The organism is Azoarcus sp. DD4, assembly GCF_006496635.1.
Taxonomy (GTDB): domain Bacteria; phylum Pseudomonadota; class Gammaproteobacteria; order Burkholderiales; family Rhodocyclaceae; genus Azoarcus.
The window spans coordinates 603,883-617,626 of record NZ_CP022958.1; the positions used below are offsets into that span (position 1 = coordinate 603,883).

General features: G+C 69.1%; 10 protein-coding genes. 5 read left to right on the forward strand and 5 right to left on the reverse strand.

Annotated features, from left to right (window positions below):
- Positions 1 to 10: 10 nt before the first annotated feature.
- Positions 11 to 1,750: a cation:proton antiporter gene (locus CJ010_RS02985; RefSeq protein ID WP_141016661.1), complete on the reverse strand. Its 1,740-nt coding sequence runs from the start codon at positions 1,748 to 1,750 to the stop codon at positions 11 to 13.
- 143 nt (positions 1,751 to 1,893) lie between these two features.
- On the opposite strand from CJ010_RS02985, the gene CJ010_RS02990 reads away from it, so the two are divergent.
- Positions 1,894 to 3,696 (forward strand): diguanylate cyclase domain-containing protein, encoded by a 1,803-nt coding sequence (locus CJ010_RS02990; RefSeq protein ID WP_168224890.1) that lies wholly within the window; start codon positions 1,894 to 1,896, stop codon positions 3,694 to 3,696.
- Positions 3,697 to 3,699: 3 nt separating this feature from the next.
- On the opposite strand, the gene CJ010_RS02995 is transcribed toward CJ010_RS02990, so the two are convergent.
- Both CJ010_RS02995 and CJ010_RS03000 read right to left on the reverse strand, forming a co-directional pair.
- Entirely contained in the window at positions 3,700 to 5,514 is a 1,815-nt protein-coding gene (locus CJ010_RS02995) for an ABC transporter ATP-binding protein/permease (RefSeq protein WP_141016663.1), read from the reverse strand.
- Between the two features lie 19 nt (positions 5,515 to 5,533).
- Positions 5,534 to 6,169 carry a LysE family translocator gene (locus tag CJ010_RS03000; protein ID WP_141016664.1) on the reverse strand — a complete coding sequence of 212 codons (636 nt, stop codon included), beginning with the start codon at positions 6,167 to 6,169 and terminating at the stop codon, positions 5,534 to 5,536.
- 161 nt (positions 6,170 to 6,330) lie between these two features.
- Here CJ010_RS03000 and CJ010_RS03005 point away from each other — a divergent pair, with 161 nt between their 5' ends.
- Complete coding sequence (locus tag CJ010_RS03005) at positions 6,331 to 7,437, forward strand: GTP-binding protein (RefSeq protein WP_141016665.1); 1,107 nt, start codon at positions 6,331 to 6,333, stop codon at positions 7,435 to 7,437.
- Positions 7,438 to 7,442: 5 nt separating this feature from the next.
- Here CJ010_RS03005 and CJ010_RS03010 read toward each other — a convergent pair whose 3' ends face one another.
- Complete coding sequence (locus CJ010_RS03010; protein WP_141016666.1) at positions 7,443 to 9,500, reverse strand: sensor domain-containing diguanylate cyclase; 2,058 nt, start codon at positions 9,498 to 9,500, stop codon at positions 7,443 to 7,445.
- Between the two features lie 242 nt (positions 9,501 to 9,742).
- Here CJ010_RS03010 and CJ010_RS03015 point away from each other — a divergent pair, with 242 nt between their 5' ends.
- The 3 genes from CJ010_RS03015 (at position 9,743) to CJ010_RS03025 (ending at position 12,361) form a co-directional block, all read left to right on the forward strand.
- Positions 9,743 to 10,333: a phosphoribosyltransferase family protein gene (locus CJ010_RS03015; RefSeq protein ID WP_141016667.1), complete on the forward strand. Its 591-nt coding sequence runs from the start codon at positions 9,743 to 9,745 to the stop codon at positions 10,331 to 10,333.
- Complete coding sequence (locus CJ010_RS03020; RefSeq protein WP_141016668.1) at positions 10,330 to 10,977, forward strand: phosphoribosyltransferase; 648 nt, start codon at positions 10,330 to 10,332, stop codon at positions 10,975 to 10,977. The genes CJ010_RS03015 and CJ010_RS03020 overlap by 4 nt, the downstream gene beginning before the upstream one ends.
- 181 nt (positions 10,978 to 11,158) lie before the next feature.
- Positions 11,159 to 12,361 carry an ammonium transporter gene (locus CJ010_RS03025; RefSeq protein ID WP_141016669.1) on the forward strand — a complete coding sequence of 401 codons (1,203 nt, stop codon included), beginning with the start codon at positions 11,159 to 11,161 and terminating at the stop codon, positions 12,359 to 12,361.
- A 16-nt stretch (positions 12,362 to 12,377) separates the two neighbouring features.
- Here CJ010_RS03025 and CJ010_RS03030 read toward each other — a convergent pair whose 3' ends face one another.
- Positions 12,378 to 13,697 (reverse strand): PAS domain-containing protein, encoded by a 1,320-nt coding sequence (locus CJ010_RS03030; protein WP_205754881.1) that lies wholly within the window; start codon positions 13,695 to 13,697, stop codon positions 12,378 to 12,380.
- Positions 13,698 to 13,744: the final 47 nt, after the last annotated feature.

Genomic DNA, 13,744 nt, shown 5'->3' on the forward strand with positions numbered 1-13,744 from the left:
GCTGGCTTGCTCAAGCCTCGCGGAAGGCAACGATGCGCCGTTCGCGCTCCTGCTCGAGCAGGCGGCTGGCGGCGTCGGCCGGCACGCCCAGGGTTTCGAGCACCGAACCGGTGAGCTTGAGGCCGGATTCCAGCGTCTCCGGCACCACCACCGACGCGCCTGCTTCGCGCAGCGTCAGCGCGTGTTTCTCGTCGCGGGCGCGGGCGATGATGCGGATCTGCGACTGGGTGCGGCGTATCCCCTTCACGGCATGGACGGCGGCGGCGGTGTGGTCCATGGTCAGCACCACCGCCAGCGCGCGGTCCAGGTGCAGCTTGCGCAGCAGCTCGGGCCGGCTGGCGTCGCCGTAGATCACCGCAGCGCCGGCCTTGCGCTGCAGTGCGACCAGTTTGGCGTCGTTTTCCACCGCGACGTGGGCTATGCCCTGCTCGGCCAGCATCTGCCCCACCATCTGACCGACCCGGCCGTAGCCGGCGATGATGACGTGGCCACGCAGCTCGCCGAACTCGAGCTCCTCGGCGGCTTCCGGCGGACGGCGGCGGTCGAGGGCGATGCCGAGATCGCGGCCGAGCCGTGCTGCCACCGGGGCTGCCAGCATGGACAGGCCGACCGCCAGCAGCATGAACTGGCCGACGTCGCGCGGCAGCAGCTTGAAGGACAGCGCCAGGCCGATCACGATGAAGGCGAATTCGCCGCCCTGGCCCAGCAGGAAACCGCCTTCGGCGGCCCGCCCCCACGACAGTCCGAAGACGCGCAGCAGCACGAACACCACCACGCCCTTGATCGCCATCAGGCCGGCCACCGCCAGCGGTATCCAGAGCGGCTCGGCGATCAGCGCGCGCAGGTCTATGCCCATGCCCACCGAGAGGAAGAACAGGCCCATCAGCAGACCCTTGAAGGGCTCGATGGTGACTTCGACCTCGTGGCGGAACTCGGTCTCGGCGATGATCAGCCCGGCCAGCAGCGCGCCCAGCGCCATCGACAGACCGGCCGTCCAGGTCAGCGCGGCGACGCCCAGGGTGGTGAGCAGGGTCAGCGCCATGAAGGTGTCGGGCTGGCGGCTGATCGTGATCTGGTGGAACACCGGCCGCACCAGGCGGCGGCCGACGAGGTAGATCAGGCCGACGGTGACCAGGCCCTTGGCGGCTGCCATGCCGAGCAGCAGCGGGAAGCTCTCGCCGCTGTTGCCGGCGCCGAGGATGCTGAGCAGCACCAGCAGCGGCACCACCGCCAGATCCTGCAGCAGCAGGATGGCGAAGGCCGACTGGCCGAGCGGGCCGCCGAGTTCGCCGCGCTGGATCAGCAGTTGCATGACGATGGCGGTGGACGAGAAGGACAGCACCAGGCCGAGGATCACCGAGGCCTCGGTGCCGTTGCCGAAGGCGCGGGCGATGCCGCCGATCAGCAGCGCGGTCAGCACCACTTGCAGCGTGCCGAGGCCGAATACCTGGCGCCGCATCGACCACAGCCGGTCCACCGACATCTCCAGGCCGATCATGAACATCAGGAAGATCACGCCGAGCTCGGCCAGCACCTCGACGTCTTCCAGACGCGGAAAGGTCAGGTAGCCGAGCCAGGGCTGGTCGGTGGCGAAGCTTGCCAGACCATAGGGCCCGAGCACCGTCCCGACCGCGAGAAAGCCGAGCACCGGGTTGATGCGCAGGCGGGCGAGGAGCGGAATCAGGATGCCCGACAGGGCGAGAAAGAGGATGGTCTCTTTCAGGAACGGGAAGGCTTCGTGGGCGTCCATGCGGAAGCGCTGCGGCTCGAGTGTGGAGCGAGAGTGTAATGGATCACGCTGGCGCCTGCGGATGAGCTGAGACAAGCGCGCGGCACGCTGCCACAATGGCTGAAAAAAGGCACAAGCCGAGCAGGGGAAACCTCAGGGAGAGCATGCAGCGCCGATCCTTACAATCGTGGACGAGCATTCTGTTCGCCGCCCTCGGGGTGGCGGCGGCGGCGCTCGTCCTTTTCGCCGGCAGCCTGATCGAGGCGCGCCTGCACGAACGCTGGCGGACCGAACGCCTGAGCGAGCTGTCCGGGTTGCGCGCTCAGCTCGAAGGCCGGCTGAACGGCGCGATCAACCTGTCGGCGGGGCTGATCGCCCATGTGGCGGTGCACGGCGGCATCGAGCATGCAGAGTTCGAGGCGCTGGCCCGCGAGCTGATGGCCGAGCGCAGCCTGCTGCGCAACATCACGCTGGCGCCCGCCAACGTCATCGACATGGTCTATCCGCTCAAGGGCAACGAGGCCGCGCTCGGGCTCGACCTGCTCAACCATCCGGTGCAGGGTGCGGCCACCCGGCGCATGCTCGCGCTCGGCCAGCCGGTGCTGGCGGGGCCGGTGGAGCTGGTGCAGGGCGGCCGGGCGCTGATCCACCGGGTGCCGATCTTCCTGTCGCCGCCGGGGGCGGCACCGCGCAGCGGCCCCTACTGGGGGCTGATGAGCACGCCTATCGACTTCGACGGACTGCTGGCCCAGTCCGGGCTTTCCAATTCGAATCTGCGCTACCGCATCGCCCTGCGCGGCGTCGATGGCCTTGGGGCGAACGGGGCGGTGTTCTGGGGCGACGAGGCCTTGTTCCGCGACGAGCGCACCATCGGCCTCGACATCCAGGTGCTCAATGGCCACTGGCGGATGGCGGCGCTGCCGCTCGACGAGCCGCCGGTCAACGGCCCGGTGTGGGCATCGCGCGGCGCGGCCGTGCTGCTGGCGATGGTGACCGTGCTGATGGTGCTCAAGCTGCGCACCATGGACCTGCGGCTGACCGAATCCGAGCAGCTCTACCGTGAACTGGCCGAGCAGATTCGCGACGTGCTGTTCCGCACCGACGCCGCCGGCCGGGTGATCTACCTCAATCCGGCGTGGTACCAGATCACCGGCCGCGACCTGCCGTCCAGCCTCGGCCTGCACTGGACCGAACTGGTGCAGATCGATCCCGACGGCGGCGCCCGCCTGCGGTCCGCCACGCTATTGGCCGACGGCCATCTTGCCGGCGACGGCGACGTCCAGATGGCGCTGCAGCACGAACGGGTGCGGCTGACCGACCGCGACGGCATGCAGCGCACACTGGACGTGCGTGCTGGCGTGCACCGCAATCCCTCGGGCGCGATCGGCGGCCTGGTCGGCATCATGGTCGATGTGTCGGAGCAGGAGCGCCTCGAGGCCAGGGTGCGTCATCTGGCCTTGCACGACAGCCTCACCGGGCTCGCCAACCGGGTGCTGCTCGCCAGCCGTTACCAGCAGGCGGCCGAACTGGCGCGCCGCATGGGCCACCGGATGGCGCTGCTCTATCTCGATCTGGACGGCTTCAAGCCGGTGAACGATACCCACGGCCATGCGGTCGGCGACCGGGTGCTGTGCGGCATCGCCGAACGCCTGCAGCACAGCGTGCGCGAGAGCGACACGGTGGCGCGCATCGGCGGCGACGAGTTCGTGGTGCTGCTGGGCCAGGTGCTGTCGGTGGACGACGCGCGCGGCGTGGCGCTGAAGCTGCAGGATGCGCTGGTCGAGCCGCTGGTGCAGGGCGAGCATCGCCTGCGCGTCGGCGTGAGCATCGGCATCGCCGTCTTCCCCGACCACGGGGGTTCGCTCGACGAGCTGCTGCGGGCCGCCGACCGCGCGATGTACCGCGTCAAGCACGCCACCTCGGGCGAGCACATCGGCATCACCGGTGGTGGGCCTGCCGGGGGCTGAGCGTCAGCCCGTCGTTTCCACGCTGTCGGTTTCCTGCTGCTGCAGCAGCCACATCTGGGTGTAAAGCCCGTCCTGCGCCAGCAGGTCGGTGTGGCGGCCGCGCTCGGCGATGCGGCCCTGATCGAGCACGATGATCTCGTCGGCGTCCATCACGGTGGAGAGCCGGTGGGCGATGACCAGCGCGGTGCGGCCGGCGGCGGCGAGTTCGATCTGGGCCTGGATGGCCTTCTCGGTCTTGGAGTCCAGCGCCGAGGTGGCCTCGTCGAAGATCAGGATGGCCGGGTTCTTGAGCAGCGCGCGCGCGATCGCCACCCGCTGCTTCTCGCCGCCGGACAATTTCAGGCCGCGTTCGCCGACGCGTGTCTCGTAGCCGTCGGGCAGGCGGCGGATGAAGTCCTCCAACTGGGCGGCGCGGGCGGCGGCCTCCACCTCGTCGCGGCTGGCGGTCGGGCGGCCGTACTGGATGTTGTAGAACAGGGTGTCGTTGAACAGCACCGTGTCCTGCGGGACGATGCCGATCGCGGCGCGCAGGCTGTCCTGGGTGAGGCCGCGCAGGTCGTGGCCATTGACCCGGATGGCGCCGCCCTGCACGTCGTAGAAGCGGTAGAGCAGGCGCGCCAGCGTCGACTTTCCCGAGCCGGAATGGCCCACCACCGCCACCGTGCTGCCGGCGGGGATCTCGAAATCGACGTCGAACAGGATGGGCCGCTTGGCGTCGTAGGCGAAACTCACCTGCTCGAAGCGCACGCTGGCGGGGCCGGGCGGCAGGGCGTGGGCGTCGGGGGCGTCGGCGATCTCGCGGTGTTCGTGCATCAGGCCGAACATGCGCTCGATGTCGGTCAGCGCCTGGCGCAGTTCGCGGTAGATCACGCCGAGGAAGTTGAGCGGGATGTAGAGCTGGATGAGGAAGGCATTGACCAGCACGATGTCGCCCAGGGTCATGCTGCCGGCGGCGACGCGGCTGGCCGCCGCCCACATCATCGCGGTGACGCCGACGGCGATGATCGCGGCCTGGCCGATGTTGAGCGCCGACAGCGAATACTGGTTCTTGACCTGCGCCCGCGTCCATTTCTGCAGCTGTTCGTCGTAGCGGTGCGCTTCGAAGGCCTCGTTGTTGAAGTACTTCACCGTCTCGAAGTTGAGCAGGCTGTCGATCGCGCGCGCGTTGGCGGCCGAATCCAGCTCGTTGGCCTGGCGCCGCAGCGCGGTGCGCCAGTTGGTCACCTTCACCGTGAACAGGATGTAGAAGCTCAGCGTGCCCAGCGTGATCAGCGCGAACACCGCGTCGTACTGCACCAGCAGGATGCCCACCACCAGGCCGATCTCCACCAGCGTCGGCAGGATGGAATACAGCGTGTAGCTGATCAGCGAGCCGATCGAGCGGGTGCCGCGCTCGATGTCGCGGGTCAGGCCGCCGGTCTGGCGTTCGAGGTGGAAGCGCAGGCTGAGCGCGTGCAGGTGGCGGAACACCCGCAGCGAGATCTCGCGCACCGCCTGCTGGGTGACGCGGGCGAACACGATCTCGCGCAGCTCGGTGAACAACGAGGTCGAGAAGCGCAGCACGCCGTAGGCCAGCAGCAGCGCCGCCGGGACCACGATCAGCGCCTGCTGCGGGGTGATGGTGAGCGCGTCGACCAGGTGCTTGAAGATGATGGGCACGGTGACGTTGGCGCCCTTGGCGGCGATGAGGCAGCCGAGCGCGAAGATCACCCGGCCCTTGTAGGCCCAGATGAAGGGGACGAGGCTTTTCAGCGTCTGCCAGTCGTGGCGCTCGCCGGTGGCGGGCGCGGGCAGGGGGGCGGGGACGGCGTGTCTCATGGCGGGGGTCTTGTTGTATTCAGAGAGGGCCGTCGTCCGCGGCGAGGCGGACGGCGAGGCCGATGAAGAGCAGGCCGGCGATGCGGTCCAGCCAGGCGCCGGCAGCGGGGCGGCGGGCGATGGCGCGGCCAAGGGTGCCGGCGGCCAGCGCGAAGCCGCCGAACACCAGCACCGTCTGCGCGGCGAAGACGCTGCCCAGCACCACCATCTGCAACGTGGCGTGACCGGCGTCGGCCTGCACGAACTGCGGCAGGAAGGCGAGGAAGAACAGCGCCACCTTGGGATTGATCGCGTTGGCGACGAAACCGCGGCGCACATCGCGCAGCCAGGGCGCGCGCGCGGCCGCAACCCGGTCCAGCCGTGGCGCGGCGGCACAGCGCAGGGCCTGCATGCCCAGCCAGGCGAGCCAGGCGGCGCCGGCGAGCTTGAGCGCGAGAAAGACCGCGGGCGAGGACGCCAGGGCCGCGCTCACGCCCAGTGCCGCCCACAGCGTGTGGGTGAAGCAGCCGAGCGCGCAGCCGAGCGCGATGCCGAAGCCGGCCAGCCGCCCGCGCGCCAGGCTGTGGCCGAGCACCATCAGGTTGTCCGGCCCGGGGGCGAGGGTGATCACCACCGAGATGGCGAGAAAGGCGGCAAGGGTATCGATGGTGGGCATGTCGGTGTCCGCGGAGGAGGGCAGATTCTGTTGCCCGCGCGGGGTGGCGTCAAACGCGGTGGCGGCAGGGTCTTGTCCGGACCGATTGCGCACAGGCTTGGCGCAGCCCGCCGCGTGCTGCGTAAGATGCGGGTCTTTCCCCGCATCGCTCCGCTGCCGCCATGACCGCCGACACCACCGACCGCCGCATCCCCGTCACCGTCCTCACCGGCTTTCTCGGCGCCGGCAAGACCACGCTGCTCAATCACCTGCTGCGCCAGCCCGAGATGGAAGGCAGTGCGGTGCTGATCAACGAGTTCGGCGAGGTCGGCGTCGATCACCACCTGGTCGAGAAGGTGGACGACACCCTGATGGTGCTCGATTCCGGCTGCATCTGCTGCAGCGTGCAGGGCGACCTGGTGAAGGCACTCAAGCGGCTCTTCATGCAGGCGCTGCATCACGAGATCAAGCCGGTGCGTCGCGTGCTGATCGAAACCACCGGGCTGGCCGACCCGGCGCCGGTGATCTCGACGCTGATGGAAGAGCCTTTCATCGCCGAGCGCTACCGCTGCGACGGCGTCATCACCGCGGTGGACGTCACCCACGCCGACGGCCAGCTCGACCGGCACCGCGAGGCGATGCGCCAGGTGGCGATGGCGGACCGGCTGCTGCTCACCAAATGCGACCTCGCCACGCCAGAGCTGCGCGCGGCGCTGGCCGAGCGGCTGGCGCAGCTCAATCCGGCGGCGCAGCAGGTCGAGGTCGAGCGCGGCGAGGTGGCGCCGGCGGTGATGTTCGGCTGCGGGTTGTACGACGCCGCCGGCAAGATCCCGGACGTGGCGGCCTGGCTGGGCGAGGAGCGCACGCGTGCGGCCGCGGCGCGTGCCGCGGCAGCGGCCATCAGCTGGCGCAAGCCGGGCGGCGCGGCGGCCGGCGGCCATGCGCCGCGCCACGACGACGGCGTCACCAGCTATGTGTTCACCTTCGACGCGCCGCTCACCTGGTTCGGCTTCAGCGACGCGCTCGGCCTCATCCTGCAGGTCTACGGCGAGCGCATCCTGCGGGTGAAGGGGCTGATGAACATCGTCGGCGATCCGCTGCCGCGGGTGGTGCAGTGCGTGCAGCACGTCGCCTATCCGCCCACCAGCCTGCCCGCCTGGCCGGACAAGCCGCCCTACAACGACCAGCGCAGCCGCCTGGTGTTCATCGTGCGCGACCTGCCGCGCGGCGAGCTGGAGAGCATCTTCTTCGGCGTGGCCGGGGTGCCGGTGGCGGGCGAACCGGCGTAGGTGCGCTAGGCGCTGAGCTTGACCAGTGCCGGGTGGTAAAGCTGCACGTGGTTGCGGCCGTTGCCCTTGGCGAAGTACATCGCGATGTCGGCGTTGCGCGCCAGGCCGACGGCGTCGCTGCCGTGTGCCGGGTACATGGCGACACCGATGCTGGACGAGATCTCCAGCGTCTGCCCGGCGATCGCGAAGGGCTGGTCGAGAGCATGACGGATCTTCTCTGCCACCAGCAGGGCGTCGTCCTCGCTGCCCACTGCAGGCAGCAGCACCACGAATTCGTCGCCGCCGATGCGCGCCACCGTATCCACCGCGCGCAGGCAGGCCTGCATCCGGTGGGCGGCCTCCTTCAGCAGCAGGTCGCCGACGGCGTGGCCGAAGCTGTCGTTGATCGGCTTGAAGTGGTCCAGATCGAGGAACATCAGCGCCAGGTCGCTGCCATCGCGCTCGGCCTGGGTGAGTGCATGCTCCAGCCGGTCGGCGAACAGTGTGCGGTTGGGCAGATTGGTGAGGGTGTCGTGGTGCGCGAGGTAGCTGATGCGCGCCTCGGCCGCCTTGCGCTCCGAGATGTCGCGGCTGACGCCGAGGATGCCGATGAACTCGCCGGCGGCGTTGTAGATGCCCGAGGTGGTGACCTCGGTCCACACCGTGCCGCCGTACTTGCAGGGCTGTTCGAGTTCGCCGCGGAACACCGGGAAGGGCCACCCGCTGGCGACGGCAGCGATGCCGCGGGTGAGACCATCGCGCGCAATGGCGGCGGATTCGGGCGTCAGCACCTCGTCCAGCCCCTGCTGCATCACCTCGGCGACGGTATAGCCGCGCAGCTTCTCCACCGATGGGCTGACATAGGTAAAGCGGCCCTGCAGGTCCATGGTCCAGATCACGTCGGTGGCGTTCTCGGCGAGCAGGCGGTGGCGTTCCTCGCTCACCCGCAGCGCCTCCAGCGCCAGGGTACGGTCGATCGCGATCGACGCCACCTTGGCCGACTGCTCGATCAGCTCGATGTCGGCCGGGGTCGGCCGGTGCGGGTGGCGATGGTAGATCGCGAAGGTGCCCAGCACCTCGCCGCCGGACGAACGGATCGGCTCGGACCAGCAGGCGGCGAGGTCGGCCTGCCGGGCGATGTCGCGGTAAGGCGCCCAGTAGGGATGGCTCTGGATGTCCTCGACCACCACGCGTTCGCCGGTGTAGGCCGCCGTGCCGCAGGAGCCGACCCCGTAGCCGATGGCCAGTCCGTGCACTGCGGCGTTGTAGAAGTCGGGCAGGCTGGGGGCGGCGCCGGTCAGCAGGCGCTTGCGGTCGGCGTCCAGCAGCAGCGCGCTGCAGCGCATCTCCGGGTTGCCCGCCTCGACGCCGCGCACGATGGCTTCGAGGATCTCCGGCAGCGGCGCGCCGCGGGCGAGCAGCTCCAGCACGTGGGCGCGGGCATGCTCCGCCTGTTCGGCCCGCTTGCGTGCGGTGATGTCGAGCTTGACTGCGACGTAGCCGGTGCAGCGGCCGTCGCCGTCGATCACCGGCGAGATGTGCGACTCTTCCCAGTAGAGCTCGCCGTTCTTGCGGCGGTTGATGAATTCGCCCGACCACGACTCGCCACGCTTGAGGTGCTCCCACATGTCGCGGAAGCTGGCCGGGTCGGTGAGGCCGGAACTGAGCATGCGCGGATTGTGGCCGAGGGCTTCTGCCGCGCTGTAGCCGGTGATTTCGGTGAAGCGCGGGTTTACATAGCGCATGCGGACATCCGGTCCGGTGATCACCACCAGCGCCGGACTCTGCGCGATCGCGGTGGACAGCGGCCGCAGGGCGGCTTCGGCGCTACGGCTGTCGGCGATGCTCTGGCGCAGGCGGAGGTTGATGCGGGAGATGTAGAGTGCCGCCCCGCCGATCAGGACGGCCAGGCCGAGTGCGGCGAGCAGGCTGGCGTCCAACGTCGCGACACTGGCAGCGGAAGCGGCCGGCGCGGTCGTGGCGGTGGGCGTGGCCGCGCCGGCCGGTAAGGACACGGCGAGCAGGACCGAGCCGGCCAGCAGCGGCAGGCGGCGGCGAAGCGCGCGGAAATGATCGGCCCTCATGCGTGATTCGTACTCGCTTAGTGTGGCCCTTGCGCCAGGGCAGGGGGATGCCCCGCGTCCTGCTGTGTGGGAATCATAGTCGAGCACATGGTTTTACTCGATAGCCGCTGCGTTCCGGGCAATCGGATTGCCCAAGCTGGGGCGTTGGGCGGGCGCAGCCCCGCTTGGGGCGGCGCAGGCGCTCGCCTATGCTGAATCAGGGGCGCGGCCGATGCTGCCGGGCCCGCCAGCTGGAGGCCTACATGGAGCGACCGCCCGGAGTACGGACCTGCCTCTACGACGCGGCCGGACTCGCCGACGTGATCGACGACATGGCGCGCCGGGCGGCCGGTGTGCTCGGCGCGCGCGAACGCATCGCGGTAGTCGGCATCCGGCGGCGCGGGGCGCCGCTGGCCGACCGGCTGGGTGCGGCGATGGTGGCCCGCTACGGCTTGGCGCCGCCACTGCGGCTGGATCTGTCGATCAGCCGCTATGCCGACGATCTCACCCTGCTCCATCCGGAAACGCGCCTGACCGAGGATGCCGCTCATGCGGCGCTGGATCTCGCCGGCCATGCGCTGCTGGTGGTGGACGACGTGCTCTACACCGGCCATTCGCTGCTGAGGGCGGTGGAGTACCTGGCGCGCAAGCAGCCGGCGGAGATCCGCGTCGTGGTGCTGGTCGACCGCTGCGTGACCCGCCTGCCGGTACGCGCCGACGTGGTGGGCCTGCGCCTGGCGGTGGCGCCAGGCGATGTGGTCGAGTGCAACGTGCCGCCTTACGAAGCGGATTTCCGCATCGAGCTCCTGCAGCGGCACCCCAGGGTGCCGGCAGGCGCCGGGGAGGCAACATGATCTTTCGCGACCGACTCGATGCCGGGCGCCGGCTGGGCGAGGCACTGGCCGGCTGGCGCGGCAGCCGGCCGTTGGTGCTGGCGATTCCGCGCGGCGCGGTGCCGATGGCGGCGGTGGTGGCCGACGCGCTCGACGGCGAGCTCGACGTGGTGCTGGTACACAAGCTGGGCCTGCCGTGGAACCCGGAATACGCGGTGGGCGCCATCGACGAGAGCGGCTGGTCCTTCGTCTCCGACCCCGCCCATGGCGATGTCGGCGGCCTGGAGGCGGAAAAGCGACATCGCCTCGCCCAGCTGCGCGAACGGCGCGCGCTGTACTCCCCGGGCCGGCCGCCGGCCGACGCGCACGACCGGGTGACGATCATCGTCGATGACGGCCTTGCCACCGGTGCCACCATGATCGCGGCGCTGCATGCGGTCCGCAGCCAGGGGCCGCAGCGCTTGATCTGCGCGGTGCCGGTGGCCGCCGCGGAAAGCCTGGCGCGGGTGCAGGCACTGGCGGACGAGGTGGTGTGCCTGTTCGCGCCACAGGACTTTCGCGCGGTCGGCCAGTTCTATTGCGATTTCGACCAGGTCGAGGACGCCGAGGTGGTGGCTTGCCTGCAGCGCAGCCGTGCCGCGGGGGCCAAACCGGCCGGTGGCTGAAGTGGTTTTCAATCTGGTGCGCCAGCATCGAAAATTGCACTAAAAAAGTGCATTAAATCAGCTGTTGGCACGGTATTGATGCATTGATGTCGGCTTGGTTTGTCTAAAATCCTACAAAATCAAGGTTTCTGACTTGGCGTGATGCTTGCTTTTGGTGCGCATCCTCAGTTCAGGAACCAAAATGGAACTTCATCACCCGGACAACGACGTTCTTTTCATCCTGTTGGGCGCCATTATGGTGCTCGCCATGCACGCCGGCTTCGCCTTTCTCGAGCTGGGCACGGTGCGCAAGAAGAACCAGGTCAATGCGCTGGTCAAGATACTGAGCGACTTCGCCGTTTCCACCTTGGCGTATTTCTTCATCGGCTACGGCGTCGCCTACGGCGTGCATTTCTTCGCCGGTGCCGATGTGCTGCTGGAGAAGAGCGGCTTCGAACTCACCCGCTTCTTCTTCCTGCTGACCTTTGCCGCGGCGATTCCGGCCATCATCTCCGGCGGCATCGCCGAGCGCGCCCGCTTCAGCCCCCAGCTGGCGGCCACCTTCGTGCTGGTGGGGCTGGTCTATCCCTTTTTCGAAGGCATCGCCTGGAACCAGCATTACGGCTTCCAGGCCTGGCTGAAGGCGAGCTTCGACGCCGAATTCCACGACTTCGCCGGCTCGGTGGTGGTGCACGCGGTGGGCGGCTGGATCGCGCTGCCGGCGGTGCTGCTGCTCGGCGCGCGGCGCGGCCGCTACCACAGCAGCGGAGCGATCGCCGCGCATCCGCCGTCGTCGATCCCCTTCCTCGCGCTCGGTGCCTGGATCCTCATCATCGGCTGGTTCGGCTTCAACGTGATGAGCGCGCAGACCCTGGAGAAGATCAGCGGCCTGGTGGCGATCAACTCGCTGATGGCGATGGTGGGCGGCACGCTGGCGGCGCTGGCGCTGGGGCGCAACGACCCGGGTTTCGTCCATAACGGCCCGCTCGCGGGGCTGGTGGCGGTGTGTGCCGGCTCCGACGTGATGCACCCGTTAGGCGCGCTCGCAGTGGGTGCGGTGGCGGGGGCGCTGTTCGTGCAGATGTTCACGCTGACCCAGAACCGCTGGAAGATCGACGACGTGCTCGGCGTGTGGCCGCTGCACGGCCTGTGCGGCGCCTGGGGCGGCATCGCCGCCGGCATCTTCGGCAGCCAGGCGCTGGGTGGCGTCGGCGGCGTATCCTTCGGCGCGCAGCTGATGGGGACGCTGCTCGGCGTCGGCGTCGCGCTGGTCGGCGGTTTCGCGGTGTACGGCACGCTCAAGCTGCTGGTCGGTCTGCGCCTGGATGCGGAAGAGGAATTCGAAGGCGCTGACCTTTCCATCCACAAGATCTCGGCGACGGCGGAGCGCGAAACCGCCTGGTAAGGCGGCGCGCGCCCGGCTAGGGTTCCGCAGTCGCCATCTTCTCGATGCGCGCGGTGGTGTCGCGGGTGCGCTCGGCGAGCTTGCGCACTTCATCCGCCACGACTGCGAAGCCGCGCCCGCTTTCGCCCGCCCGGGCGGCTTCGATGGCGGCGTTGAGCGCGAGCAGATTGGTCTGGTCGGCGATCTCCTTGATCGTGCCGACCAGTTCGTTGATGCGGCGCAGGGTTGCTTCCAGCTTGCCCTGCTGCTGCTCCAGCGCCTCGCGCTGTTCCTTCTCGCGCAACTGGGTGTCGATGTCGGTGAGCGCGCCCACCACGCGCAGCGGGGTGCCGTCGTGGCGCCGGCGGGTCTGGGCCGAGGCGCGGAACCAGCGGTATTCGCCGCTCTTGAGCGCAAGGCGGTGAGCCTGGTCGTAGCGCGTCTGGCCGCTGCGGTCGTCGACATGGGCGAGAAAGGCCTTGAACACCTGTTCGCGATCGTCGGGGTGGATGCGTGCCGCCCAGGCATCGAGCGTATTCGCGAAGTCGTTCTCGTCGCTGTAACCCAGCATGCGGCGAAACTGCTGCGACCACCAGACGGTGTTGGCGGCGTTCAGCACCTTGCCGTCCACGATCTCGATGTCCCACAGGCCGTCGCTCAATAGTTCGCGCACCAGTTCGAAGCGGTCCAGGCTGCGTCCGAGCAAGGCTTCGCGCTCCAGCTTGTCGTGGATATCCACCAGTGAGCCGGCGACCCGCAAGGGTACGCCGTGGGCATTGCGCAGGGTGGTGCCGATGGCGCGGAACCAGCGGTAGCTGCCGTTCTTGTGGGCGAGGCGGTACTCGATGTCGTAGGGCACGGTGCCGCTGACGTCGCCCAGGTGAGCAGCGAAGGCCGCCAGCACGCGCTTGCTGTCGTCGGGGTGAATCCGGCTGCGCCAGCTGTCCAGCCGGTTGGGGAAGTCACGCTCGTCGTCGTAGCCGAGCAGCTGGCGCAGCTGGCGCGACCACCACACTACGCTGTCGGGATGGATCGGATCGCCGGCCGCCACGCTGATGTCCCACAGGCCCTCGCCGCTGGCGCGGCTGATCAGGTCGAAGCGCTCGGCGAGCCTGTCTCCTTCGCGACCGGCGTCGAACAGTGCGGTACGCAATTGGCCGGCTTCCTGTTCCAGGGTTTCGAGGCTGTGTCGCAGCTCGGCGTGGCGGGCCAGCATGGATTCGTAGCCCTCGTTGAGGCTGGCGGCAATCCGCGTCTGGCGGCGGGGGCCGATGAAGCTGCCTGCAAAGGGCAAGCCGGCGGCGAGCGCGTCGGCAAAGCGTTCGAGATGGCTGAGCCACTTGTGGCTGGAAAGCACGATGGGTTGTCTCCGTTGAGTAGCAGGACTGCACGGGGCGGCGCTTC